26 protein-coding genes and 1 pseudogene are annotated in these 23,549 nt (G+C 43.9%); 8 read left to right on the forward strand and 19 right to left on the reverse strand.

The features are described 5' to 3' along the window. Nucleotides 1-178: 178 nt before the first annotated feature. Together ACXABW_RS17945 and ACXABW_RS17950 are read left to right on the forward strand one after the other, a co-directional pair. On the forward strand, nt 179-1,153 hold the full coding sequence (locus tag ACXABW_RS17945; RefSeq protein ID WP_457526690.1) for a DUF1852 domain-containing protein: 975 nt from the start codon (nt 179-181) through the stop codon (nt 1,151-1,153). A 94-nt stretch (nt 1,154-1,247) separates the two neighbouring features. Then, complete coding sequence (locus ACXABW_RS17950) at nt 1,248-2,276, forward strand: methionine synthase (protein WP_457526692.1); 1,029 nt, start codon at nt 1,248-1,250, stop codon at nt 2,274-2,276. 54 nt (nt 2,277-2,330) lie between these two features. Here ACXABW_RS17950 and ACXABW_RS17955 read toward each other — a convergent pair whose 3' ends face one another. The 6 genes and pseudogenes from ACXABW_RS17955 to ACXABW_RS17980 form a co-directional block, all read right to left on the reverse strand. Continuing rightward, on the reverse strand, nt 2,331-2,957 hold the full coding sequence (locus ACXABW_RS17955) for an HD domain-containing protein (protein ID WP_457526694.1): 627 nt from the start codon (nt 2,955-2,957) through the stop codon (nt 2,331-2,333). 76 nt (nt 2,958-3,033) lie between these two features. Beyond that, nucleotides 3,034-3,480 (reverse strand): DUF3291 domain-containing protein, encoded by a 447-nt coding sequence (locus ACXABW_RS17960; RefSeq protein WP_457526696.1) that lies wholly within the window; start codon nt 3,478-3,480, stop codon nt 3,034-3,036. A 46-nt stretch (nt 3,481-3,526) separates the two neighbouring features. Next, a complete protein-coding gene (locus ACXABW_RS17965; protein ID WP_457526698.1) occupies nt 3,527-3,901 on the reverse strand; it encodes a DUF4345 domain-containing protein in 375 nt (124 codons plus the stop codon). Nucleotides 3,902-4,043: 142 nt separating this feature from the next. Next, a complete protein-coding gene (locus ACXABW_RS17970) occupies nt 4,044-4,409 on the reverse strand; it encodes a hypothetical protein (RefSeq protein WP_457526700.1) in 366 nt (121 codons plus the stop codon). A gap of 228 nt (nt 4,410-4,637) precedes the next feature. Beyond that, a pseudogene (locus ACXABW_RS17975) lies at nt 4,638-5,605 on the reverse strand (Gfo/Idh/MocA family protein). Beyond that, complete coding sequence (locus ACXABW_RS17980; protein ID WP_457526702.1) at nt 5,602-5,904, reverse strand: putative quinol monooxygenase; 303 nt, start codon at nt 5,902-5,904, stop codon at nt 5,602-5,604. Before ACXABW_RS17980 ends, ACXABW_RS17975 begins: the two are co-directional and overlap by 4 nt. Before the next feature lie 106 nt (nt 5,905-6,010). Between ACXABW_RS17980 and ACXABW_RS17985 the strand changes: the two genes are divergently transcribed. Both ACXABW_RS17985 and ACXABW_RS17990 read left to right on the forward strand, forming a co-directional pair. Next, nucleotides 6,011-6,898: a LysR family transcriptional regulator gene (locus ACXABW_RS17985; RefSeq protein ID WP_457526703.1), complete on the forward strand. Its 888-nt coding sequence runs from the start codon at nt 6,011-6,013 to the stop codon at nt 6,896-6,898. 112 nt (nt 6,899-7,010) lie between these two features. Continuing rightward, nucleotides 7,011-7,424, forward strand: a complete 414-nt coding sequence (locus ACXABW_RS17990) for a VF530 family protein (protein WP_252031273.1) — start codon at nt 7,011-7,013, stop codon at nt 7,422-7,424. Nucleotides 7,425-7,561: 137 nt separating this feature from the next. On the opposite strand, the gene ACXABW_RS17995 is transcribed toward ACXABW_RS17990, so the two are convergent. The 3 genes from ACXABW_RS17995 to ACXABW_RS18005 all read right to left on the reverse strand — a co-directional run bounded on the left by ACXABW_RS17995 (nt 7,562) and on the right by ACXABW_RS18005 (nt 10,421). Beyond that, the gene (locus ACXABW_RS17995; protein WP_457526705.1) at nt 7,562-8,812 is read right to left on the reverse strand and encodes a DEAD/DEAH box helicase; all 1,251 of its coding nucleotides are present in this window, start codon (nt 8,810-8,812) and stop codon (nt 7,562-7,564) included. Nucleotides 8,813-9,194: 382 nt separating this feature from the next. Further along, nucleotides 9,195-9,356 carry a hypothetical protein gene (locus ACXABW_RS18000; RefSeq protein WP_457526707.1) on the reverse strand — a complete coding sequence of 54 codons (162 nt, stop codon included), beginning with the start codon at nt 9,354-9,356 and terminating at the stop codon, nt 9,195-9,197. Nucleotides 9,357-9,371: 15 nt separating this feature from the next. Further along, a complete protein-coding gene (locus tag ACXABW_RS18005) occupies nt 9,372-10,421 on the reverse strand; it encodes a membrane dipeptidase (RefSeq protein ID WP_457526709.1) in 1,050 nt (349 codons plus the stop codon). Nucleotides 10,422-10,790: 369 nt separating this feature from the next. Here ACXABW_RS18005 and ACXABW_RS18010 point away from each other — a divergent pair, with 369 nt between their 5' ends. Then, nucleotides 10,791-11,129 carry a cytosolic protein gene (locus tag ACXABW_RS18010; protein ID WP_457526711.1) on the forward strand — a complete coding sequence of 113 codons (339 nt, stop codon included), beginning with the start codon at nt 10,791-10,793 and terminating at the stop codon, nt 11,127-11,129. A 214-nt stretch (nt 11,130-11,343) separates the two neighbouring features. On the opposite strand, the gene ACXABW_RS18015 is transcribed toward ACXABW_RS18010, so the two are convergent. The 4 genes from ACXABW_RS18015 to ACXABW_RS18030 form a co-directional block, all read right to left on the reverse strand. Further along, nucleotides 11,344-11,481 carry a hypothetical protein gene (locus ACXABW_RS18015; RefSeq protein ID WP_457526713.1) on the reverse strand — a complete coding sequence of 46 codons (138 nt, stop codon included), beginning with the start codon at nt 11,479-11,481 and terminating at the stop codon, nt 11,344-11,346. A 66-nt stretch (nt 11,482-11,547) separates the two neighbouring features. Continuing rightward, nucleotides 11,548-11,805, reverse strand: coding sequence for a hypothetical protein (locus ACXABW_RS18020; protein WP_265689302.1), 258 nt, complete (start codon nt 11,803-11,805; stop codon nt 11,548-11,550). A gap of 289 nt (nt 11,806-12,094) precedes the next feature. Then, nucleotides 12,095-12,400, reverse strand: coding sequence for a Fis family transcriptional regulator (locus ACXABW_RS18025; protein WP_252031291.1), 306 nt, complete (start codon nt 12,398-12,400; stop codon nt 12,095-12,097). 189 nt (nt 12,401-12,589) lie between these two features. Continuing rightward, complete coding sequence (locus ACXABW_RS18030; protein ID WP_457526715.1) at nt 12,590-13,783, reverse strand: acetate/propionate family kinase; 1,194 nt, start codon at nt 13,781-13,783, stop codon at nt 12,590-12,592. Between the two features lie 281 nt (nt 13,784-14,064). Between ACXABW_RS18030 and ACXABW_RS18035 the strand changes: the two genes are divergently transcribed. Further along, nucleotides 14,065-15,690, forward strand: a complete 1,626-nt coding sequence (locus tag ACXABW_RS18035; protein WP_457526717.1) for a putative bifunctional diguanylate cyclase/phosphodiesterase — start codon at nt 14,065-14,067, stop codon at nt 15,688-15,690. Between the two features lies 1 nt (nt 15,691). Here the strand turns inward: ACXABW_RS18035 and ACXABW_RS18040 are convergent, their stop codons facing one another. Both ACXABW_RS18040 and ACXABW_RS18045 read right to left on the reverse strand, forming a co-directional pair. After that, nucleotides 15,692-15,985 (reverse strand): DUF2218 domain-containing protein, encoded by a 294-nt coding sequence (locus ACXABW_RS18040; RefSeq protein ID WP_457526719.1) that lies wholly within the window; start codon nt 15,983-15,985, stop codon nt 15,692-15,694. 90 nt (nt 15,986-16,075) lie between these two features. After that, the gene (locus ACXABW_RS18045; protein WP_457526721.1) at nt 16,076-18,088 is read right to left on the reverse strand and encodes a TonB-dependent siderophore receptor; all 2,013 of its coding nucleotides are present in this window, start codon (nt 18,086-18,088) and stop codon (nt 16,076-16,078) included. Nucleotides 18,089-18,205: 117 nt separating this feature from the next. Between ACXABW_RS18045 and ACXABW_RS18050 the strand changes: the two genes are divergently transcribed. Beyond that, entirely contained in the window at nt 18,206-19,183 is a 978-nt protein-coding gene (locus tag ACXABW_RS18050; RefSeq protein WP_457526723.1) for a helix-turn-helix domain-containing protein, read from the forward strand. A 101-nt stretch (nt 19,184-19,284) separates the two neighbouring features. Next, the gene (gene cueR, locus ACXABW_RS18055; protein WP_457526725.1) at nt 19,285-19,671 is read left to right on the forward strand and encodes a Cu(I)-responsive transcriptional regulator; all 387 of its coding nucleotides are present in this window, start codon (nt 19,285-19,287) and stop codon (nt 19,669-19,671) included. A 27-nt stretch (nt 19,672-19,698) separates the two neighbouring features. Here the strand turns inward: cueR and vctC are convergent, their stop codons facing one another. Genes vctC through ACXABW_RS18075 form a run of 4 tightly spaced genes read right to left on the reverse strand, consistent with a single transcriptional unit; the run spans nt 19,699 to nt 23,275 of the window. Next, nucleotides 19,699-20,454 carry an iron chelate ABC transporter ATP-binding protein VctC gene (gene vctC, locus ACXABW_RS18060; RefSeq protein WP_457526727.1) on the reverse strand — a complete coding sequence of 252 codons (756 nt, stop codon included), beginning with the start codon at nt 20,452-20,454 and terminating at the stop codon, nt 19,699-19,701. Nucleotides 20,455-20,457: 3 nt separating this feature from the next. Next, on the reverse strand, nt 20,458-21,408 hold the full coding sequence (locus ACXABW_RS18065) for an iron chelate uptake ABC transporter family permease subunit (protein WP_457526729.1): 951 nt from the start codon (nt 21,406-21,408) through the stop codon (nt 20,458-20,460). Further along, nucleotides 21,401-22,336: an iron chelate uptake ABC transporter permease subunit VctD gene (vctD, locus tag ACXABW_RS18070; RefSeq protein WP_457526731.1), complete on the reverse strand. Its 936-nt coding sequence runs from the start codon at nt 22,334-22,336 to the stop codon at nt 21,401-21,403. Before vctD ends, ACXABW_RS18065 begins: the two co-directional genes overlap by 8 nt. 27 nt (nt 22,337-22,363) lie before the next feature. Continuing rightward, nucleotides 22,364-23,275, reverse strand: a complete 912-nt coding sequence (locus tag ACXABW_RS18075; RefSeq protein ID WP_457526733.1) for a siderophore ABC transporter substrate-binding protein — start codon at nt 23,273-23,275, stop codon at nt 22,364-22,366. Between the last annotated feature and the right edge of the window lie 274 nt (nt 23,276-23,549).

A 23,549-nucleotide genomic window follows, 5' to 3' on the forward strand; every position in this document is an offset into this window, starting at 1 on the left:
GTAATACCATTGTTATTTACGTGTAGAACAACGCTATAAATGTGTTTCAAGCGTTCAGTAACGCTGCTTGTATTCAGGTTTATTAAATACACCGCAGCAAGAATCCGACTAGAAAATAAAGAAATAAAAATACAGTCCGTAAGTAATAAATTCAGCATTCACCGTAGGAACCAACACCATGAGCCAAGACTTTACCTTTACTATAAAAAGCCTCAGCCTTGATGAGAATTATCAACCAGCAGACAGCACTCGTATTACCACCAATTTTGCGAACTTGGCTAGAGGCGAAAGTCGCCAGCAAAACCTGCGTAATGCCTTGAACATGATTGACAATAGCTTCAATGCGTTAGCGCACTGGGACAACCCTAAAGGTGATCGCTACTCAGTTGAACTAGACATCATTTCAGTAGACATGGATATTGAAGGCAGCGACGAAGCATTTCCATCTATCGAGGTATTGAAAACCAATATTGTTGACCACAAAACGGGTGAACGTATTGAAGGTATTGTTGGTAACAATTTTTCGTCTTACGTTCGAGATTATGATTTTAGCGTGCTATTACTCGACCATAATAAAGACCAACCTCAATTTAGTATTCCCGATAATTTTGGCGATCTTCACGGTAAGCTATTTCAGTATTTCGTCAACTCAAGCGCTTATCAGCAACACTTTAAAAAGCTTCCCGTTATTTGTTTAAGTGTTTCTGATAACAAAACCTACCACAGAACGGAAAATCAACACCCTGTACTAGGCTTCGAATATGAGCCGAACGAATCATCGCTAACCGAGCAATATTTCAAAAAAATGGGCTTACAAGTGCGCTATTTCATGCCGCCAAACAGCGTTGCTCCCCTAGCCTTTTATTTCTTTGGCGATCTGCTTAATGATTACACCAACCTTGAACTGATCAGTACGATTAGCACAATGGAAACGTTCCAAAAAATCTACCGCCCAGAGATATACAATGCCAACGCCGTCGCTGGAAACTGCTACCAGCCGAACTTAAAGAACCAAGACCACTCGATCACGCATATTGTTTATGACCGAGAAGAGCGCAGTAAATTAGCCATTAAACAAGGCAAGTTCGCCGAAGAGCACTTTATTAAGCCTTACCAGAATGTTCTCGAGCAATGGTCTTTGAACTACGTGTAATCGCTATTACAACGCTATCGGCTTACTCACCGTATCAGTCTATTTACTATATCGGTCCACTAACGAAATTGAAGAAAATTAAGCGGCATTGACTATGAAAACTCTACTCCCTACTTCGACAGCTGGCAGTTTACCTAAACCGTCTTGGTTAGCGCAGCCAGAAACACTTTGGTCTCCTTGGAAACTGCAAGGCGATGAACTCATCGATGGTAAACACGATGCCTTGCGGGTGTCATTACATGAGCAGCAGCAGGCTGGCGTCGACATCGTCAGCGATGGCGAGCAAACGCGCCAGCACTTTGTGACAACATTTATCGAGCACCTGAACGGTGTTGATTTCGAGAACCGAAAAACAGTCAAGATTCGCGACCGATACGACGCAAGTGTTCCTACGGTTATTGGCCCTGTTAGTCGTCAAAAGCCAGTATTCGTAGACGACGCAAAGTTCCTACGCCAACAAACGGACCAATCTATTAAATGGGCGCTTCCCGGTCCGATGACGATGATCGACACACTCTATGACGACCATTACCAAAGCCGAGAAAAGTTAGCCTGGGAGTTTGCAAAAATCCTTAACGAAGAAGCCAAAGAACTGGAGGCGGCTGGAGTCGACATAATCCAGTTTGATGAACCCGCATTTAACGTATTCTTTGACGATGTTAACGACTGGGGCATCGCCTGTCTTGAACGTGCAATTGAGGGGTTGAAATGCGAAGCAGCGGTTCACATTTGTTATGGCTACGGCATTAAAGCGAATACCGACTGGAAGAAAACCCTTGGGTCCGAATGGCGCCAGTACGAAGCGGTATTTCCTAAGCTTCAGAAATCTAACATCGATATCATCTCGCTAGAGTGCCACAATTCTCGAGTACCTATCGAGCTTTTAGAGCTTATTCGAGGCAAGAAGGTCATGGTTGGTGCCATTGATGTTGCAACTGAGAACATCGAAACCCCAGAGGAAGTTGCATCCACACTGCGTGAAGCGCTCAAATATGTCGATGCCGATAAGCTGTACCCTTGCACTAACTGTGGAATGGCACCTCTACCACGACAAATTGCTACTGCCAAACTTAACGCTTTAAGCGCAGGTGCAGAGCTAGTCCGAGCAGAACTGACTACTTAGAAGCGCGTAAAGATAAATAGGCGCTGTTAGCGCCTAATTTTCCTGATGTCTAAGCTACACTTCCGTTGCGAGTTGGCTCAAATACCCTTTCATAAAATCCGTTCTTCTTGCTGCTTCTTGCATAGCAGAAACGGTATTCATTTTGTCGGCCAATTTAAGCAGCTTGGTATAGAAGTGATCGATTGTGTTTTCACGATCATCGGGCTCACGTTCATTACAGAATGGGTCGGCTACATCATACAAACCTACGCCGAGGTTGGTGCTAACCTGAAGACATCTAGCGATACCAATCGCCCCCAGTGCATCAAGTCTATCGGCATCTTGGACAATTTTAGCTTCTAGGCTCTCTGGCTTAACATTAGCGCTGAAACTATGAGCGACAATAGCATGTGCGATTGCTTGATGGTACTGCGCTGGAAAGCCAATCTTTACGAGAAATCCGAGTGCTTTCTCCGCCGCCATCAAAGAGCTTTTAGCCCTATCTGGGTGGTTCTTTGGAAAGGAAAAACAATCATGGAGGTACGCGGCAGGCAACACGACTTCTAGCTTTGCGCCTTCAGCTGCACACAGTATCTTGGCGGTTTTCACCACTCGAAAGACATGATTCATGTCATGAGCCAAGTCCTGTTTCATTTCCGCTTGAATAAAGTCGATAAACTGACTTTCAAATTCTTCTACCACGCCTTTTCCTATCTATGTATTTGTTTCTGTGATTGTATGCCCAACCAACATCGAGATTACCAACAACCCACCTATATTAAATTGCTTCAGCAGCGGTAAAGTTGGTTTTAAAAGTAAAAGCATACGGTGTGTCGCCGCTGCTTCTAAGGTGTTCTAGACGCTCAAGTGCTTCTTCCAATGTCGGAATATGTCCGTCCTCAACCCACCACAGTACATATGTATCTTCAGAAAGGCGGTGGAACCACTCTCCTTTTCTACGCATAAAGTCGCGGTGATGGGTACGAAACATGAAATTTTTCAGTGAATCCACACTTTCCCAAACAGACATGTTGACTATCATGTTCGGGTCATCAAAAGCTTTGATATTAGTGGCGTCGCCAGACTCATCTTTAAGGCGCCAAATGAAACCTTCACTACTCTCAGCGATTCCATTCACTAACTCTAGATTGTCGACAAACTCTTGGATTTCTGGTGCATCTAAGGGATATTTTGCCAATGCTATATTTAATTGAGCCAACCTCATAACTGTTCTTCCTTGAATCAATGTGTTCTATGCGGATCTCTTTCGCCTACGAGATGTGTTTTCTTAGGACTAAAGCCAAAATGCCAAACACCACTTCTGCTACCAAATACACATACATTAAGGTGTTGGCTTGTCCATCAACGACTATTCCAATCGAGCGACCTAAAGCCATAAGCAACAAAACAAATGAGACCAGCACTAGAGCCAAATCTAAGTCGTTCTTCTGCCTGACTATCCAAAGCAATATGACTCCAATAGCAAGCTGCGCTCCCCCATAGGTTGCGCGAAAATCGATAGTTGCGCTGGTAGGTTCCGGGCTCGAATCTGTTATCAAATAAGCGATCTCGGAGGGAATGACGATGAAGAGCGCACCATAAACCAGAAAGAAGAGCGCAGTAGCGTAAACCAGTAACTTGGGCATATCTACTCCTTTAGAAAGCCTTATACTTTTGAGCTTGGTAGTTATTAGGTTTTAGGCTTTACAGCTTTGCAATTTGATTTAGCAAAGCCATGAACTTAAAAACACAAGAATGAGTGAAACAGGCTTGTTCCACAAGCCTCTGCTACGATTTAGTATCGCCACAACTCACTACTGAGATTACTGCTGGATCATCTCCGAGACTTAAAGACTCGGTATAAATGGTCACCTTAGACCCGGCATCTGCTCTCTCAATGTCAGCTAAGTGCGTTAGTACCCCATCCAAATACTGCGTGATTTCATACCCTGATGAAGACTCGTGAATATTTACTACCGGGCTGTAGAGTAAGTAATCCAAATTTTCCCATTTTTCTACCACGCAATTAGCGAAAGTAGACGCTTCAATCCGCTGATACGACTCAAACACAGGGTCAGAGTCGCGAAGCTTATTTGGCGTTGTAGTACAAGCAGATAACAAAACCGTTAAAAATATGAATGTCAGAAATCTCATTAGGGTCCCATCCAAAGCAGTGATTGGACAGAGGTATCAATAACCTCTGCAACATACAAACAATATACACCTCTGAAACTCTGATAGCAGCTGAACGACAACATTCTGGTATATACGTGCTGAAACCTTAGATTCCAACAACAGAATTGTGCATCCTAAAAATAAAGCGAGCCGAGAGGCTCGCTTATAAATTGGTCGGTTTAAATGGGTTACCTATTGAGCCCGCTATTAGTCACTTAACGCTTCCCACTCGGTTAGTAGCTGCATGATATTGTAGGAGTCTTGCCAAGTAGCACATGGGCTTGGTAGCTCTTTATAGCCAGTTTCGATGGCCTGGCGTACCTGCCTAACTTGATAAAAGAACGCATCGCCGCTACTGAAACTTCTCTTTTTGATGTTTCATATATCTCGACACTGAATTGATTACTCTCCGTTGGAAGCCATGGGTTGGTATCTAAAGCAATGCAGCCTTTACTTCCAAGAATCGAAAATTGATGCTTCAAACCATGGTCTTCCGCAGTATGTACATGCGCTGTACTTTGTTCTCCGAAGCTCATCATTAAGCTTGATTCGCAAATATTGCCGTCGAGACCACGTCTGCCCATTGCATTCATGGTTCTATTACCCAACGCCTGCTCTCCTAGCATTGTTTTAATGACTAAATACATCAACGAGATTGGGTAGCAGCCTAAGTTGTACAACGCACCTTTGCTTGCCGGATTCACAAACTGGGCAATGGAGGCGATGTAAGAGGTATGGATAGAGCGTAATTCTCCGATCTCACCAGATTCAAGTATCGATACCAACTCGCGAATAAGTGGATGATGCAAGTACATCAAACCTTCAGCAAAAAAGACTTGGTGCTCTTTCACGGCTTGCAATGCTTGCTCTGTTTTTTGCATGTCTACCGATAGCGACTTTTCACACAGAATCGCTTTTCCTTTTTGAGCAGCCTTGATGATGAATTCATGGTGTAAGTGATTTGGCAGTGCAATGTATACGATATCAATCTGATCATCGTTTAGTAGGTCATCGTAGTCTAAAAATGTGTGCTCTATTTGATACTGCTTGGCAAATGCTTCTAACGTATCCTGCGAACGCCCAGCAACGGCGTAAAGCTCGCTTCCTACATCGCCTTGGATCGCCTCCGCCATAACGCCAGAAATAAAGCTCGTTCCTAGTACTGCCCATTTCATAACACAACCTCTCCTTTCTGCTTAGTTTCAAACGCCTGCACTAGCTCAGCCACTTGTGAATCGATAAATACCTGGGTATGTGGCATGGTAAAGTGCGCTTCAATTGCCGCTCTATCTTGATAGCTCTCTAACAAAATAACGCGCTGAGGATCTTTATCATCATAGGTCGCAATGGCACTCAAGCACCCTTGTTCACTTCTCATATCGCAGCAAAACTGCTCAATCAATTCGACAACTTCGTCTCTTGGTCTATCCAAACTCATTTTTAGCTCGGCAGTGACAAAAATTACTTGGCTCATTCTCAATCTCTAGTTCTTTATGTTATGGATCATAGCCAACTTTAATTAACACCATTTGATTGATAAACTCATTAAAAGTTAATTCTTTATCAACCTACAGTGTTCAATGGACAAACTAACAAGCATGAAGGTGTTCGCCTACGTGGTAGAACAAGGAAGCTTTCGCAGTGCAGCACACCATTTCGATATTTCTCCGACGATGGTTGGTAAACACATACGCTCACTGGAAGAAAATCTCGGTACGCAGCTTATCCACCGTACCACTCGAAAACAGTCTCTGACCGAAGCGGGAAAGCTTTATTACCGAGAGTGCCACTCAATAATCGAAGATATAGCTAATGCAGATAACCTAATCCATACGCTCATCAATCGCCCACGGGGCACGGTTAAAGTGAACTGCCCTATCACTTATGGTAAAAAAGTGATCACCCCAATAGTGGCAAGCTTTCTAGCACAATATCCAGAAATCAATGTCGACTTAGTGCTAGACAACGGCCTTATCGATCCATTTCACTCAGATGCGGATGTCATCATTCGAATTGGTGAATTAGTAGACTCAGCAATGGTGGCGAGAAAATTGGGCAATTACCATATGACTTATTGCGCCGCTCCAAACTATCTGGAAAGCCACGGCAAACTTAGCTCAATCGACGATCTTAACCAACATGACTGCTTGGGTTTCCAGTATCACCAAGGAGAAAGCCAGCAAGTCGCCAATCTGCCTTCGAATATGTTTAGCCAAAGCAATACCCGCCTAACGTCCAATAATGGTGATGTCTTAAAATATGCTGCGCTACAAGGCTGCGGAGTACTGCTTCAGCCAAGAATTCAGGTTGCGCAGGAAATCGAGGATGGGTCTCTGGTTGAGGTACTGCAAAGCTTTGTACCGACCGCCAAACCAATCAATATGCTCTACCGCTCGAAACATTTATCGCTTAAAAATCGCACCTTTGTTGATTTCGTGCTTAATGCCGTAAGCCACTCAGAACAGTAATGAGAGGTTGGTAAAAGCTAAACGACAGTTTTTCAAATCGCCACATCGCTTTAGGTATTTCAGCACTGTATACTTTACCAAAACCCGCACTGTATTGAGTGAAACCACTAAAATGATGACTGACGAAGAAAGAATCGAGCTGCAACAAAACAACCCATTGCATGGACTAAAACTAGAGACGATGTTGCAAGAGTTGGTGGATTTCTATGGATGGGAGATTCTAGATACTGCTATGCGCTTTAACTGCTTTAATACCAACCCTTCAGTTGCCAGTAGCGTTAAGTATCTAAAGAAAACGGATTGGGCGAGAGAGAAGTTGGAAAACTTTTATTTGTATCGATTCAAGCGCATGCCTCGAGCTAGCGCAGAAGAGTATGACTTGCCACCGAGAGCACGTACTTTCCCTCATGGTCTTAAGCCTAAAGAGCCGATGGTACTAACCGTAGATTCTATTCTTAAATCACAGGCGAAAGCCGCTTCTGCCTTTAAGAAACGAGCACCTCGTGGACGTTCGACGCGCAGATAATTCACAATCGCGCAAATAAAAAAGAGCCCTACCTGACGATTCAAGTAGGGCTCTATAAAATGTGCAAAAAGCGATTTTCAGAGCATCGTTTGCAAGGGAACCCCCCTTCTTAAGCCTTCCCTCTCATAAACTAAACTCTACTGATTGCGCTTTTTCTTCTTTTTACCCGTACCAGCAGGCTTTGCACGTGGTTTCATTGGTGCAAAATAGGCTTCACTTTGGTCGTCTTCCACCTCAAAGCCCTCAACCTGTTCGCGCTCAAGCTGAAACTTATTTTTCTTCTCGATCACTTTAAAATGGTGATAGTCATCATAGTCGATAAGCGAAAGCCCCAAGCCGACCTCTCCTGCACGACCACTACGCCCTATTCGGTGCATATAATCAGCGGGACTGCGCGGAAGATCAAAGTTGATAACCACCGGAAGCTTTTCTATATCTAGGCCACGCGCCGCAATGTCGGTCGCAATAAGTACTTGAATCTCACCAGACTTAAAGCCATCAAGCACTCGAGTTCGAGCGCCTTGACCTTTATCACCGTGAAAAACCTCAGCGGAGATGCCTCGTTTAGACAGTTTTTGAGCTAAGTGGTTACAGGCACTCTTGGCATTAACAAAAATCAAAGTCTGTCGCCACTGGTGCTGTTTGATTAAGTGCGCAAGCACTGCGGTCTTTTGACCTTTGTTTACACTAAACACTCGCTGCACCAAAGTACTGGCTTCAGCGCTTTGTAATTGGACTTCAACCGGGTCATTGAGTAACCCCTGAGCCAAACTCGTTACCTTTTCAGGGAAGGTAGCAGAAAACAGCAATGTTTGTTTCTTGTTTGGTAGCAGTGCAAGAATCTTATTAAGTTCGTCAGTAAAGCCAAGACTTAACATACGGTCAGCTTCATCAAGGACCAGTGTTTTTACTTGGTCCAATTTGATAGCGTTGCTAGATACTAGATCTAGCAGACGCCCCGGCGTCGCGACAACAATATCACTACCACCACGAAGAGCTTGCATTTGAGGGTTCACCGAAACGCCACCGAACACTGCAACCGTTTTGATCTTATCTCTAAGATGGTACGAGTACGATTTTATGTTGTAAGCCACCTGAGATGCCAATTCACGAGTTGGAACAAGAATCAGGTGAGAAACAAAATTACCACGGCGACTCAGTGATGATTCCTGCTGAACAACTGTTTGCAGAATGGGCAATGCAAAAGCCGCAGTTTTACCCGACCCAGTATTGGCACCACCAACCATGTCACGCCCGCTAAGAACATGAGGAATAGTATGGGATTGAATTGGAGTTGGCTGGCTATACTCTAACTCTTGTAGTCTCTCGACTAGAGTTGGAATCAGACCAAGATCGGCAAAGGTCGCTTGCTGTTTTTTATCTGTCATTACGATGAGTGGCTCAATACTAGCTAAAGGCCGTGTATCTTATGCTATTTGTCACTCGGATGTTAGCGATAATGAACCAAACCGAATGTCGGCGAGAAGATAGCGACTAAAGTCAGGTAGTTCCTTTTAAGAAACACTGGGTAATAGCCCTAAGACCAGAGTACTCGTTGGTTTCAGCCTCCAACTACTGTGGCCGCAAATACTGTCAGCGATAACAGAGAACAGCTTGATTTGCCCTCCCATCGTTCTTTGGTAAAAGCACTGATATTGGAATAGTGCTCAAGCTGATGAAATAGTTGTATTCCCAACTACTAATAAAAACGCCCACAAATAGAGGTTTGTGGGCGTGACTTTTTACCTATACTGCTGTGACCGCGGGTAGCTATTTCCAAGTCTGGGCATAAACCCGCATTAAGTTGCCACCAAAGATTTTAGCGAGGTCTTCATCTGAGTATCCCATTTCCCAAAGGCTATCAACGACCCCAGCCATGTGTTTAGAAAGCTCAGCACAACCGGTAGCGCCTTGATTAAAGGCATTCACCATATAGCCGTTATCTGCTTACTTTGTTGGGTTAGCTTGGACAAAAGGCACTACTTTAGAGACAGTCATCATATCGTCTGTCGCAATACCAACATGATCTACGCCACCGATCTTAACCGCACCGTCAATCATCTCTGCAAATTGTTTAGGGGTAATATCTTCAGGCCAAATGCCATCTAACATCCATTCTGCAGCAACAACCGATACCACGCCTCCCATACTCGCGACCGTTTTTACTTGTTCGTCTGAAAGTAGTCGATAACATGCAGCTAGGCGATATTCAGGGTCACCTTTTTTGAGGTTGTTCTTAGCCATACGTTGCTGCGTTTCTTCGATCGTTTCATGTGGTTCACAGTTATACGTAGACGCTACTGGTGAGTGAGAATAAATCACCGGCACACCCTTATGGTGTTTTTGCATGTAATCAGTGATGTCTTTAGTTGTGTACGGTGATGTGTGGGACAAATCGACCGTGATGCCGTGTTTGACCATCTCATCGATCACTTCTTTACCAAAGTCAGTAAGCCCTGTGGTATCTCCATTCAACATTGAAATAACGCCAGAACCAGTAAGCTCTGTTTCGTTATAAGTTAGCTGCATCGTTTTGACACCATACTCAGCCATGACCGCGACATTTTTAGCATCGCCCTCTAACGGCATAGTGGTTTGAGCCGACCACATAACGGCATACTCACCATTGTCATGAGCGAGTTGAAAATCTTCGACTGTTTCTACATAACGGATAGGAGTCTTAGCAGTAGAAGTCGCTTTAGTCCATTTCCCATGTTCTGATTTGAAGGCAAGTAAGTTGGGTGTATTTGGAGCCGCTATTGTTGCAGAAGCGCCGGTAATTCCGCGCTCATGCGCCAAGTCGATGTAATCAGCGACTTGTGAATCCTTAATGAACCCAGTGCCGCTTGGAGAAGCGTAAAAATCTAAAACAATATTATCTTTAACAAACTGTTTGGCTTTAGGGGAAGCTTCGTCATACCAGTCTTTAGTCTCTATTGATGCATTTACAGCGGCAGATAGGGATGCAATTGTTGCTGCAAGAAGTAATTTTTTCATGACGTAGCCTCTACACTGTTTAGCGCTAAAGTGCGCTGTTGATGCAGAAGATAATAAGGGAGTACCCTGCTAAAAATATGCATTTTACGCCAAAGACGCTTCGTACTTAGGACTATGAAGCTGGTCACCTTTCCCACTTGTCTCGCTGCTGACGGCAGGTGGACAAGTCGTAACACTAATTTGCGATAGAATTGAAGAGTATGAGTGTTATAGACAACAAGGCATAAGAACGCGTTTCACGCTTGCTTCATGCATCCTAAAAATGGAGGATGATAACCGCGCTTGGCTACCAATTCTCTACTGCGTTCTTGCCTGATAGTGCTACAATCTCCGCATCAGAATTACCGAAACCTTAGGTATTTATAATTAATGTTTATCCACCATGTTAACGGCATCGACTGGCTGGTAATTACCGCTTTTGAAGAGCTGAAACCTATGTTCATCGAAGACGCAGGGTCCATCCCATCCTGCTTTTCTACCACCAGCGAGTTGAGCCTTATCGATCAAGCAAAACACACTTATGGGTATTTACCTAAGCTCAAAGGTGTAATCACCGATACTGGCACCTTTCAAAGTCAGGATATCGAAGAAGATTTGAACCCACAGCTTGCTTGTATTGTTGAGGGGCGTGGACGGGTGTTTATCTACCACGGCGGCTATGTCGCTTTTGTGGATGACGAGCAAACCTTTATTACTCGAATGGACTGAATATTGTTCAGCACGTCGAAATCGGCCAGTGGGCACTGTTAGCTAGAGTGGTGCACTGTTAGCTAGAGTGGGACATTTTGAGTTAGGGTTTCTATAAAGTAGAGAAAGTACCGACTCTCAAAGTATCTCTGTAAATGTACTGGCCGCCGTTTTATTTTTAAGAATTCTTAATCGAAACATACCGCAAATCAAATCCGTGAGATGACGGAGTTTGTCACTCAGAAGGATGTTTCTTGGTTTTTTGGTAATCACTGTATTTTTTTGCGATCCATTGATGCAAGTGCAACCCGCTATTACGCTTTAGCAGTACATCGATCACAGCCAAAATCAATAACCCAATTATTGTTCCCATGATCATCTCCAAGCTTATCTGTAGTTCATATATCTATTCGAATTAACACCAGTTTAAGTTCTAGCATTAGTCCATTGATTTCATTAACTTATCTAAATTCAGCCCGCCAAGTTGCTCTAGGTTATCTTTAATCTCTTCATCTATGGATAACTGGCGTTCCACTTTCTTTACTTCCTTCTCAAGGAATTTTTCGACTTCTTGAGATACGTTGAACATCAAACCCTGGTCACGTGCTGCTTTTCTAGCTCGTTTAAGACGAAAATCTAAGTCCGATGAAATTTTAATGTTTAGTGATACTTTGGATTGTTTTTTCTGTAATGACATATCGACTCTCAACCTTAGCCAGATAATACTACATATTTTTCTACCTTTTTAGCTAGAAAAATACACATTAAGTACAGTGGATTGTGATCTGTACTAGTTAGGGTGACTGGATACGAATAAAATATGAGGATTACTCTTTGGGACGAAGGTGAGTGAGTTCGCGAAGGACGACACGACTTTTGATTAGGGCTTAGAGCGTATTGGCCCCAGGCTTTAACAATGAAACTCGGAATATAAGTCCTTAGCCTTAGATGCTAACTACAACCCTAGCTCACTTTCCTTGGTGACATCACACGCGATTTTGCTGTGTTTCGTAACTAATTTGCTTACCTGCGTTCTTTAGTTGCACCCCAACCTTATCAAACGCCTTTTGGATGGTTGTTGCGACATGCTGCTGACCTTCTCCCGCTAGAAACTGTGCTCTATCCTGGTTCGTTTCGAATACGCAGACAATTTCTAGGCTTTGTGGAAAAGAAGAGTATTTCACCTTATGAGTCACCCAAAGAAAACCATCGTAGCTTTTTAACGTACCTTCACAAACATCGGTCAACACGTCTCTAATTAGATTCTCGACTTTCTTATCTGATTTGCGCATGAAGCTAGTTTCCTGTTTAACAACTGTAAAAACGTGTCAGTCTACACCGCATTAAACGATATTGGGTAACGCAATTTGTTCTGCTGCCTGTTGAGCAAAAGGGCCAGAAGGTGAATGTTCAGGTTCAAGCACACACAAAAACAAAAAAAGCGAGCACTAGGCTCGCTTTTTGAATGAGGTTTCGTTCGCTTAAAGCAGTTCAACCGACTGCTGCGCGATAACAAACTCTTCGTTAGTTGGGATAACCATCGCTACGGCGTCTAGAAGCTCCGACTTAGCGATGATACCTGCCGCACCAAATCGCGCATCTTCGTTGCCTTGTTTGTCTTCAACAAAGCCTAGTAGGTTTAGGTTGTTTAAGATCTCGCGGCGAATGTCTAATGAGTTCTCGCCAATACCACCCGTGAAGATTACCGCATCCAACTTGTTAAGTGGAATTAGGTACGAACCGATGTACTTAGCAACGCGGTAAGTGAAGACTTCAAACGCTAGCTTAGCGCCTTCATGGCCATTTTCCATCGCTTCTAGAATGCCACGAGCATCAGAAGTTAAGCCTGATACACCAAGGAAACCAGATTTCTTGTTTAGCGTTTCAAAAACTTTCTCTTGGCTCCAGCCTTTCTTCATTAGGAACTCGATGATACCTGGATCTAGGTCACCAGAACGCGTACCCATCATAAGGCCCGCAAGCGGAGTGAAGCCCATTGAAGTATCAACAGATTGGCCGTTTTCAATAGCACAAACAGAGGCACCGTTACCTAGGTGAACTGAAATGAAGCTCGCCTCTTCAACTGGCTTATCCAGCATTTTTGCCGCTTCACGGCTAACGAAATAATGACTAGTGCCGTGGAAACCGTATCGGCGGATACCATATTCTTTGTACAGCTCGTTCGAGATCGCACCTGTAAATGCCTTTTGCGGCATCGTTTGGTGGAAAGCAGTATCAAAAACAGCAAACTGCGGAAGGCTTGGGAAAGCTTTCATTGCCGCTTCAATACCAATTGCACCTGCTGGGTTGTGGAGCGGAGCAAGGTCAGACAAGCTTTCAATTTCAGCAAGAACTTCGTTGTCGATACGAACTGTTGATGTGAATTTCTCACCACCGTGTACGATACGGTGTCCCACGGCAACTAAATCTTGTGTAAAGCCTAATGATTCCATTAAGCCAACAATACGATTAATGGCATGCTGGTGGTGATTATCGGCTGCTGTAATTGCTTCTTCTGTTTTTTCTCCGTTGTACTTCCAGCTAATCACGGCTTCTGGTAAGCCAAAGCACTCGCCTAGGCCACTAACAACTGCATCGCCAGTGATTGAATCGATAACTGCAAACTTAAGAGATGAGCTACCAGAGTTGATGACTAGAACAAACGAGTTCGACATGAGATATGTATCCTGTTTCAGAATGATTTGTGAAGCAAAAACTTCTTTGTTTGTATGCTCACATTATTCAATAATTTTTGAATCTTTCAACTTTGTTTTAATAATTAGAGCAAAACAAACGGATTTTTCTTGATCCAACGCAAAAGCCGAATTATTTTTCGCCTTGAATTATTAATAAATAATTCTTACCAACGCGAATGTTGTAAACCTAGCCAGCAAAATTCATATGAACCTCTAAACTTAATTTGATAACTGGTATCGCAGCATGGGTGAGTTGACTCTTGGCAACCTTTTCTATTGCTTTCATTATGATTGGCATCGCTTTCTTGGTGGCGGCCTACATCCCAGCCCGGAAAATTTGTCGCGCCTCAATACAAATTGGCTGGAAAGCGTTATTGGTTCTCATCTGCGGCTTTATCGCGGGTTATACATTTGTACTGATTTCCCTGCTACACAGTCCACAAACCAGTAGCCCTGTCTTGTTCGGGCTCTCGTTGATATTGCTCAGCGGTAGCATTTTTGTATATATGGTGATTACTTTTAGTTTGGCGACCATCTTGCAGCTAAACAGCCTAGCAGGAGAGGAAAAGCACAACGCATTGCATGACTCCTTAACTGCCCTACCCAACCGAAAACACTGCATTGACGTCATTACCAGTACCTGTGAAGTTGGTGGGGATTTTTCGGTGTTGATGATCGATGTGGTCAACTTCAAGCAAATTAACGATGGTATGGGCCACTTTTGTGGTGACCAAATGCTAGTTCAAATTGGTCAACGAATTAACAGTTTGCTTGAACCTACGGACTTCCTTGCCCGTGTCGGCGGCGATGAATTTGTATTGGTCCACCAAACAACCAACCATCAGGAGATCAAAAAACTCTGTAAGCAAATTGATACTGTGCTTCGTAAGCCATTTTCTATTGATGGTTTTGAGTTAACCACTAGCGTCGTCATTGGTGTCTGCGGTTCAGATAGCGACGCCACCACTTCAGAGCTGTTTATCAATCACGCCGATTTAGCCATGTACTATGCGAAAAAATCTGGCAGGCTCAGTGCTTTCTACAATCAAGATATGTCGCTTGGTGCAAAACAGAAACTGGAAATCTCACGTCAGATCGACACAGCACTCGAGAAGTGTTCGTTCCGAATGTTCTATCAACCCATTATGTGTGGCAAAAACGACATTGTGGAGGGATATGAAGCCTTAATTCGCTGGGTCGATGATCACGGGCGCTTAATTAGCCCCGTCGACTTTATTCCAATTGCGGAACAAAGTAACAAGATATCATCCATAACAGCTTGGATATTGGAGCAAGTAGCTGAAGACTTAGTCAAATTCCAAGTCCACGATATTGAATGTGATATTCACATTAACTTGTCAGCCAAAGACTTGCTTGGCAAAAGTCTGTTCCATCATTTAGAAACCTTAGTAGAGCGAAACCCTCAGTTTGCGGAACATGTTGTATTGGAAATCACCGAAACCACCGCAATTAACCGCTTACGCAGCCCGATAGAAATGCTCAACGACATTAAGAAGTTGGGCTTTCGAATCAGCCTAGACGACTTCGGCACAGGCTATTCTTCATTGTCGCTATTACGAGACTTACCTGTCGATCAAATCAAAATTGACCGGTCTTTCCTATTTCAATTGAAATCCAACCATCGCAATGAGTCGATTGTAGCTAATGCTATTTCTCTCGCTCATGGTCTGGGTTACACGGTGGTAGCAGAGGGCGTGGAAGACAGAGATGTACTCGACCTACTCAAGAAATACGATTGTGACTACATCCAGGGCTATTATTATTGCTCAGCAAAACCTCTCGAAGAAGCAATCAGTTGGACGCTTAATCACAACCCTCCAAGAATTCCAGCACTAAGCCAAAAAGCAGGAGGGATGTCGACTTAAATTACGTTTCTGCTTGCCACACCAGTTTTAGTGTCTCTCTTCTTGCAAACATGTCCACATGGCTATTGATCACAGATTGCTGCATAGCGAGCCCCTGCTCACTGTCGCTTTTACATCGAATTCTTAGCAGGGAGCCACTGCTTTCTACCTGCATTGTTGTCACCCCCATTGGAAATTCGACCTTACCATTCTTTTCATCCCATGTAGCGGGAACTTTCCGAGCAAAATGTCGGCATAATACTGTTAAGTACTTTTCGGCATGTTTCGATTCAATCATTGTGTAAGATTGCTTCATTGCTTCTCCTTAAGATAAAAAGGCCTACCCCTAGGGGTAGGCAAATCGTTGCTAAACAAAAGATTTATGTCCGATGGACAGTTGGATTCATTAGAATTGGTATGCAGCCGACAATTTGAAATTACGACCCGGTTCGTAATCGTCGGTCGTTAAGCCACGAGCCGAACCAGAACGTGAGGCGTGATAGACATACGCTTCATCAAAGAGGTTGTCGATACCAAACGTCACAGATAAGTTATCAACGTCTTCAGGAAGCCATTGAGCGTAGATGTTGTGTACATCGTAGCCTTCTTTCACAGGGTTACCGGCTAACACGTTGTCTTCATCCAATACTACAATCGAGTTCCAACCAATGAGCGTATCCCATGAGTCCGCATAGTAGTCTAAGGTAAACGCTATGCTGTCACCGATGTCTGTACTGCGACCATTGCCATCATCGACCGCTTCTCCACTGTCACGGTACTCACTATCAGACTTCGCGTAAGAAAGTTTTGCAGCCAACTGTTCGTAACCATAACTGGTACTGAGTTCAAAGCCTTTGAGCTCGATATCACCACTATTTTCAATTGCTAGAGAGCTATAGTCTGGCGCCCAAGATTCTACGATGTAGTCGTCAATTTGGGTTTGGAATAGCGTAAAGTTCGCGCCGTAGCGGTGCTTTCCATCTTGGAGATCAAAGCTGAACCCAGCTTGAGAGTTCATCCCCGTTTCAGGCTGAATATCTTCCGATAGGTACGTAATGTCTTGGTAACGGACAAATGTTTCTAACAGCTCAGGGCCTTTAAACAAAGTTCGTGTGGATGCAAAAACACCCCAATTTTGGTTGATGTCCCAGTGGGTAGCCAACGACCATGTTACTTCGTCAAAATCGTGTGTCCCTGTTTCTGCTTTACGTTGGTAGTCATCGAAACGTATGCCTGCTGTGACTGACCAACTGTCCACTAAGTAAATTTTGTCTTCGATGAATACCGCGCTAGAGACCGCTGATTCATCCATAAACTGCACACCACCGTAAGAACTAGAGCTGGATTTATCCATGTACTCCGCACCATAAGTCAGTTCATTCGCTTTTCCTACCAACGACAAATCAGACTGAAATGTCGCATTAGCGCCTACATTTTGGTTTTTTGCGGTATTGATTGATTCACGATTCGCCCAAGACCAACCCGTTTGAGTCTCATCACGCTCAATTTCAGTCTGTGAAGAATAAACGGCTACCTTTCCGCGGTGTTTTTCCGTTTCTAGCTCGTAGCTCAATGTTGCCGTGTCGCGCTGGTATACTGTTGGGAGCAACAGGTCTCCGGTTAACCCTTCATTCGCACTACCGTTCATATCTGGACGAGGGTTGTAATCTCCCTCATCATGATAAAGATCATAAGAGAACTCAAAGCGGTGGGCTTCTGAAGGCTCATAGCCAAATTTTGCCATAACGTTATACACATCACCTTTGACACCAAAGCTTTCAACACCATTACCGTCTTCGAAATTGTCTCTGCTGACTAAATGCCCGTAAACCATAGCATCCGCTTTTTCGCCAAGAAGACCATACAACGCAACCGAGCCCTGCTGACTTGCATTGGAAGCATAACCACCGAACACTCGAGCACCGAATGTCTCATCGTAACGAAGAAGATCTTTGGCATCTTTTGTTTCAAAGTAGACAGCCCCCCCTAGCCCACTTTGGGTGACTGAGTTGTTACCCACTTGAATATCTACAGCCTTCAAGATATCTGGGTTTAAGGTGAGGTTCCCGATATGGTGGAACATGTTCGCGTGCTGAGATGCTCCATCCAATCGAATATCAAGATCAGTTTCTCCTAAACCACGAATATTGATACGTTGGTTTACGGAGTGTGTGCCACCTACATCGACACCCGGTATATCACGTAGCAAGTCCGACATATGATCTGCCTGCTTAAGTGACATATCATCCGCACCAATCGACTCTGAACTACTGGAGACTTTGGTTCCCCACACTACTACTTCATCTAAGTGTGTTGTTTCCTCTGCTACCGCAGAGGTCATTGTGCCACCAGATACGGCGCACGCCACCGCTAAACTAATCAATGTTTTGCTGTAGGGACGGCAATTTACCCTTTCCATGAAATAATTCCTAAATACAAATGATAACAATTCGCAGTTATGATAAGTTTCATTTCTATTAACGAAAAGGTGAATAGGTTATGCGAAATCGCACAACAGTTATGAGGAAGCGCCACTATGGCTAAATCGTTAAATGGAAGAACAAAGTTGCATAAAGTCGCACTAACTAAAAAGATTGAGCAAACAGAGAAGCAGCTGATTGTTAGCCAAGGTATCGGACATTCTCACCCGTTAGTCGAAGGGCATTTTGTCTCTTACGACTGCCCTGGGGCTTATACGATACATGGTGGGCAAAGCAGTGAACTGGTTGACTCTAATGTAGTATCCACAGCGCCTGCTGCCGTATTGGTAACCATTCTCTTATATGGAAAGCTTCAGTTTTCGTACGATGAATTATCGTTTGATCTTGACGCAACCCATGGCCCTCAAGGGGTAATAGTAAACCTAACTCGCCCGGCAAACTTCGTTCGTAACATTAGACACGCTAATCAATTAGCAAAAATTAACATTAGCCTACAACCAAACTGGGTAAGTCATAAGCTAGGTGAAGACTGCGAAATGCGAACCTTCACATCCGCGCACAAAAACCACCAGCACCTCCATATAACGCCGACACTCAAACTCCTGACAGAGCAGATCGTTTCGTCTAAAAAGCCGAGCAACTTTGGAGAATCATTGCAGCTTGAAACTCTTTCTCACGCAGCTCTTGCAGAAATAGTTGGGCAGTTAACGGAATCCCAGAAAGTCGCTCCTAAGACCGACCCACAAGAAAACACGCAATCCACAGCGGAAGACATCATCAGCTTTATCGAAACAAACCTAAGCAGTTCTTTGTCTCTCGAACATATCGCCGCACATTTTTCGATGAGCGTGTCGAACTTGCAACGCAAGTTCAAAGCAGCAATAGGTCTTACTATCAACGGTTATATTCGTCACCGGCGCTTAGAAGTCGCCAAACAGCATTTGGAAAAAGGGTTAGTATCCATCACTGAAGCAGCCTATGAGGCGGGTTACTACCACCCTTCCAACTTTACCAACGCCTTTAAGAAAGTATTCGGAGCACCACCGACCAACTTCTTAAGAAGCGCAGAGTAAAACCGATTTTCAGCGCAAGCTTGATGATCCTTCACGCAGATTGTGTATCGTAGCAGTGGGCGCTACACTAACGTGATTCCATATTAACACTAGGGATAAATATGAACATCGGTGCCGTTGCGAAATTAACTGGGCTATCAAATAAGTCGATACGCCTTTACGAAGACAAAGGTATTATCACTGCTCCTTCTCGCAGTGAATCAGGTTACAGAGAATACTCTGACAAACATGTTCAAGAACTTAACCTAGTGTCGCGCGCAAAGAATGCTGGCTTTTCCCTAGTAGAATGCAAAGAGTTTGTGCAACTTGCGCATAACCCAAACAGAAAAAGCAGTGAAGTGAAGGCTCGTACAGAAGAGAAGTTGTGCGAGATCGAGATTAAAATTCACGAACTCACCGAAATGAAAAAGCAGTTGCAAAGCTGGGTGACGGCTTGCCCAGGTGATTCAGAAAGCCGCTGCCCAATCATTGATGATCTTACCAAGTAGAAACATACTTAAGTCGCTGTGGATACACTAATGGTAAGTGCACATACGCTTACCTTCCAACTCGATGATATTGAAAGGCGTTTCGTAGATTGCCGACAACGTGTCAGCTTGAATCACTTCGTTGACGCCGCCTTGAGCCACAACCTTACCCTTTTTTAGCGCGATGATACGATCTGAGTAACAAGCAGCAAAATTGATATCATGGATAACGACCACAACCGCCTTACCCATTTCATGGGCTAATCTTTGAATATTGCGCATGATCTGTAGCGAATGCTTTATGTCGAGGTTATTTAACGGCTCATCAAGGAAAACATAATCCGTATCCTGCGCGATTACCATCGCAATATAAGCAAGCTGCCTCTGACCACCACTCAGCTCATCCAAATACTTATTTTCAATATCGCTTAAATCCAAATAGTGTATAGCTTTGCTAATAACCTCTTCATCTTTCGCTGATAACTTTCCTTGAGAATGAGGAAATCGACCAAACGACACCATTTCTCTAATGGTAAAACGCATCGTGACATTGTTTGACTGACGCAGTACAGCAAGCTTCTTCGCTAGCTCTTTGGTATCCCAACCGGCTAACTCTTTACAATCAATCAGCACACTCCCTTCATCTTTCGAAATTAACCTGCTCGCCATCGATAGTAAGGTACTTTTTCCCGCACCGTTTGGCCCGATAATCGACGTCACCCGGCCTTTTTCAAACTGTGCACTCGCACTCTCTACTACCGCTGACTGACCAAACCATTTAGTTAGGTTTTCTAACTTAATCATCGTTTAAACCACTTTACTGCGAAGCAACATCGACAAGAAATAGATGCCACCAACAAAATTGATAATCACGCTCAGCGTTGTCGAAAAGCTGAATATATTTTCAACAACCCATTGACCGCCAAGTAAGGAAACCACTGCAATCATCGAACAAGCAACCAAAAGCACACTGTGCTTATAGGTGTTAAGCATTTCGCGAGCTAAATTCGTTACCAGTAACCCAAAGAACATAATTGGACCGATTAACGCAGTCGAGATGGCAATCAACACCGCCGACAATGCGAGTACAATCACAGTGACTCGCCGAACATCAACACCAAGGCTCACTGCGTTATCTCGGTCTAACCAAAAGACATCCAATACTCGGTGCATCCGGTACAAAGCAATACAAATCAAAAGTAGCAATGGACCACAAAGGTAGACAAGCTCCATCTTTATCTTGTTGAAGCTGGCGAACATACTCATTTGCACTGCAGTAAAGTCACTTGGGTCAAGCAGCATAATCAAAAAAGAAGCCAAGTTAGAAAACAGCTGTCCAAGAATTACTCCCAACAAGAGCAGCACAATCAAATTCCGTTTTTCGCTACGAAAATAGAAGCTAAACAGTGCCAATGAAAACACCAACATAATGACAACTGAAATGGCAAAGTTAATGTAGTCGTTGAGTACATACACACTGAAACCGCCGAAGGTGATCACTACAATCACCTGAGTTAATAGATACAGTGCATCGAAACCCATCACACTGGGAGTTAAGATTCGATTATTAGTAATGGTTTGAAACGCTAATGAAGACTGCGCTATCGCTACACCAGCCAACACCATCGCAAGGACTTTGGGAATACGACGAGATAAAAAGTACTCGTAGTTATCCGGCGTTAAACCCACCGCTAAAAACAAACCTGCAAATAACAAACACAGGCCAGCCAGTATGAACACTTTCGTGCGATCAGACATGTTTTTGCCCCTTCAAAACGAAGGCGATAAACACCACTCCACCTAGGATGCTGATGATCATCGAAATCGGTACTTCGTAAGGGAAAATAATCAGGCGGCTCATTAAATCACTGCCAAGTACGATTAGAGCACCTAATGCCGCTGTTCTAGGAATATTTCGCCTGAGGTTGTCACCAAAGTAGTGACTCACTAAGTTAGGAACAATCAAACCAAGAAATGGAAGTTTTCCGACGATCATCACAACACTTGCCGACATCACAGACACCAGCACAACGCCAATCACTAAGACTTGTTGATAATTCAATCCCAAGTTGACCGCAAAATCTTTACCGATTCCAACCGCTGATATCCGCGCGGCGTATAAATAGCTAAAAATGGCAACCGGTACGGCGATATAAAGCAGTTCAAAATCACCCTGCATCAAGTTGGCAAAGTTTGCGACAGCCCAACCAGAGAGGTTTTGTACAGCATCGTATTTATAGGCAATAAAGTCTGCGGTCGACTCAATCACATTACCGAAAATTAGGCCAATCAGCGGGACAAAAATTGCGTTCTTAAACTGGATACGCTGAATAAATTGAACAAAAATCAGTGTCCCTACCATTGACGTAGCGAAGATAAGCCATAGCTGATCTCCATCTCCAAATATCACCAAACTCAATACAAATCCCAACATAGCGCTTTCAATCGTGCCAGCGGTTGAAGGGGCAGCAAATCGGTTTTGGCTCACCTGCTGCATGACTAGGCCTGCAATGCTCAAGCCAGCTCCCGCAAGCAAAATAGCGAGCAACCTTGGCACCCTACTCAACAAAAACAGCTCCCACGCTTTAGGGTCACCTTGCAAGAGAGCATTGATGTTTAAGTCACCCACACCAACAAACAGTGAAAGGGCACTAAGAACACCAAGAGCAATAATTAAATACTTCACAATAACTCTAGTTCTTTGCAGTTTGTACTAGTTCAAGCCAACCGAACTCTTCACGTCTGAAATCATTTGTTCTGTTGCTCTCACACCTGAGATTGATAGATACCAAGCGTTTAAGTCGAGAAAAGCCACATGCTTGTTTTTGTAGGCAGGCGTTGCTTTCACAAGGTCATTTTCAAAGTCGAGGTGAGTGTTACTTTCCCCCCTACCTGTAAGTTTATCTTTATCAATGATGAGTAACGTAGAAGGGTTAGATTCACGGATAAATTCATAGGAAATCAAATCACCATGACGGCTCTCTTTGATATTTTTTACGGTTTCATTAAACCCAAAGTCGCGATAAATCGCAGAAAAGCGTGATTGCGCACCAAATGTTGTGATGTTTCCACCCGAGCTCATCACTGTCAGCGCATCGACACTATTACTCTGGTTGTAATCGCGTATGGCCTTAAACTCTTGGTCGAGTGTTGAGATTTTTTCCTCGACTTGCTGCTCGGCGTTAAATACTTTGCCAAGATTGCGCCACTGCTCTTGTGTACTTTCCCAGTAGCCTTGCTTAGCGTCGGCAGCAAACACAATGGTAGGCGCGATTTTCGACAGTTCGTCGTAGTTGCCTGCCGCACGTGGGCCAACAATGATAACGTCTGGTTTCTGGGTATAAATGGCTTCAAAATCAGGCTCAAACAAACTGCCCGCAGACACATATTGTTTGCCATTGTATTTATTCAGGTAGTCGGGATACTGGGAAACTGCTGGAACCGCTACAGGTTCTACACCTAAGCTATCAAGAGCATCTAAAGCCCCTAGCCCTAACACAACTACGCGCTTAGGTTCGGCTTCTAACGTTGTGCTGCCGAGCCTGTGCTGTATCTCTACCATATCAGCCATCACCGTGAATGACGCAACTGTACCCACAGTCAATAAAAGCGCACGACCTGTCATTTCAAATCACCTTAATACGAATCATTGTCATTTTCAGTCGCAATATAAGCATAAGTTATGGTGTTATCAACAATTGAGATGCTAAATGTATGGATTCACGAAAATACACAGGAGTCAGCCCACCATAAGCTGAAACGCCGATTGAAGAGAGAATTTGAGGCTAGGCAGAGAATATTAGCCTTTCGAGCTATTTTTTGGGACGTTAGACACGAAAGCACAACTCACCCTAGTTACAAAAACGCCAGACTAAAGCCTGGCGTTTTTCAGCTAGAGA

Source organism: Vibrio paucivorans (genome assembly GCF_054053395.1).

Bases quoted from the DNA above. Each gene is read 5' to 3' on its own strand.
- ACXABW_RS18040 (WP_457526719.1), bottom strand. From the start codon at position 15,985: ATGAAGCAATCTTACACAATGATTGAATCGAAACATGCCGAAAAGTAC.
- ACXABW_RS17985 (WP_457526703.1), top strand. From the start codon at position 6,011: ATGGACAAACTAACAAGCATGAAGGTGTTCGCCTACGTGGTAGAACAA.
- ACXABW_RS17945 (WP_457526690.1), top strand. From the start codon at position 179: ATGAGCCAAGACTTTACCTTTACTATAAAAAGCCTCAGCCTTGATGAG.
- ACXABW_RS18005 (WP_457526709.1), bottom strand. From the start codon at position 10,421: ATGAAAAAATTACTTCTTGCAGCAACAATTGCATCCCTATCTGCCGCT.
- ACXABW_RS18025 (WP_252031291.1), bottom strand. From the start codon at position 12,400: ATGCGCAAATCAGATAAGAAAGTCGAGAATCTAATTAGAGACGTGTTG.
- cueR (WP_457526725.1), top strand. From the start codon at position 19,285: ATGAACATCGGTGCCGTTGCGAAATTAACTGGGCTATCAAATAAGTCG.
- ACXABW_RS17995 (WP_457526705.1), bottom strand. From the start codon at position 8,812: ATGACAGATAAAAAACAGCAAGCGACCTTTGCCGATCTTGGTCTGATT.
- ACXABW_RS18075 (WP_457526733.1), bottom strand. From the start codon at position 23,275: ATGACAGGTCGTGCGCTTTTATTGACTGTGGGTACAGTTGCGTCATTC.
- ACXABW_RS17965 (WP_457526698.1), bottom strand. From the start codon at position 3,901: ATGCCCAAGTTACTGGTTTACGCTACTGCGCTCTTCTTTCTGGTTTAT.
- ACXABW_RS17980 (WP_457526702.1), bottom strand. From the start codon at position 5,904: ATGAGCCAAGTAATTTTTGTCACTGCCGAGCTAAAAATGAGTTTGGAT.
- ACXABW_RS18010 (WP_457526711.1), top strand. From the start codon at position 10,791: ATGTTTATCCACCATGTTAACGGCATCGACTGGCTGGTAATTACCGCT.
- ACXABW_RS18050 (WP_457526723.1), top strand. From the start codon at position 18,206: ATGGCTAAATCGTTAAATGGAAGAACAAAGTTGCATAAAGTCGCACTA.
- ACXABW_RS18045 (WP_457526721.1), bottom strand. From the start codon at position 18,088: ATGGAAAGGGTAAATTGCCGTCCCTACAGCAAAACATTGATTAGTTTA.
- ACXABW_RS18030 (WP_457526715.1), bottom strand. From the start codon at position 13,783: ATGTCGAACTCGTTTGTTCTAGTCATCAACTCTGGTAGCTCATCTCTT.
- ACXABW_RS17970 (WP_457526700.1), bottom strand. From the start codon at position 4,409: ATGAGATTTCTGACATTCATATTTTTAACGGTTTTGTTATCTGCTTGT.
- ACXABW_RS18000 (WP_457526707.1), bottom strand. From the start codon at position 9,356: ATGGTGAATGCCTTTAATCAAGGCGCTACCGGTTGTGCTGAGCTTTCT.
- ACXABW_RS17950 (WP_457526692.1), top strand. From the start codon at position 1,248: ATGAAAACTCTACTCCCTACTTCGACAGCTGGCAGTTTACCTAAACCG.
- ACXABW_RS18015 (WP_457526713.1), bottom strand. From the start codon at position 11,481: ATGGGAACAATAATTGGGTTATTGATTTTGGCTGTGATCGATGTACTG.
- ACXABW_RS18065 (WP_457526729.1), bottom strand. From the start codon at position 21,408: ATGTCTGATCGCACGAAAGTGTTCATACTGGCTGGCCTGTGTTTGTTA.
- ACXABW_RS18020 (WP_265689302.1), bottom strand. From the start codon at position 11,805: ATGTCATTACAGAAAAAACAATCCAAAGTATCACTAAACATTAAAATT.
- vctC (WP_457526727.1), bottom strand. From the start codon at position 20,454: ATGATTAAGTTAGAAAACCTAACTAAATGGTTTGGTCAGTCAGCGGTA.
- ACXABW_RS17990 (WP_252031273.1), top strand. From the start codon at position 7,011: ATGATGACTGACGAAGAAAGAATCGAGCTGCAACAAAACAACCCATTG.
- ACXABW_RS17960 (WP_457526696.1), bottom strand. From the start codon at position 3,480: ATGAGGTTGGCTCAATTAAATATAGCATTGGCAAAATATCCCTTAGAT.